This window comes from Limosilactobacillus oris DSM 4864 (assembly GCF_001434465.1).
GTDB lineage: Bacteria > Bacillota > Bacilli > Lactobacillales > Lactobacillaceae > Limosilactobacillus > Limosilactobacillus oris.
Window position 1 is genome coordinate 1 of record NZ_AZGE01000066.1, and the last position, 445, is coordinate 445.

The 445-nt window shown below is 37.5% G+C and carries 1 protein-coding gene; it reads left to right on the forward strand.

The window, feature by feature from the left end:
* The coding region (locus tag FC49_RS09625; protein WP_156402479.1) for an IS3 family transposase at positions 1 to 413 on the forward strand (413 nt) is incomplete at its 5' end.
* Between the last annotated feature and the right edge of the window lie 32 nt (positions 414 to 445).

The following is a 445-nucleotide window of genomic DNA, read 5'->3' on the forward strand; positions in this document are numbered from 1 at the left end:
GTTCTGGTGAAATTGTTAGTTACAATATTAGCAATCACCCGACTACTGATTTTGTGATGAAACCATTAATCGAGCTAATTAATAAGCGGCCTGTACTTAACTACCGCATGACCGTTCATAGTGACCAAGGCATCCAATATCAAACGAATTCCTGGCGTCAAACATTAAAGAAGCATCATATCTTTCAAAGCATGTCTCGTCGGTCGACTTGTCTAGACAATGCGTCAATGGAAAGTTTCTTTCATACCATGAAAGCTGAATTGTATTATAAGCATCATTATCAAACCAAACAGGAATTGATTAAAGCGATGAAGGAGTGGATAGTGTATTACAATCAAGATCGAATCAGGCATAAATTAAAAGGCAAGACTCCGATTGAATATCGGAATCTTGCCTTAGAGAAAGTTGCCTAGATTAAAGTGTCTAACTTACAGGGTTCACTTCA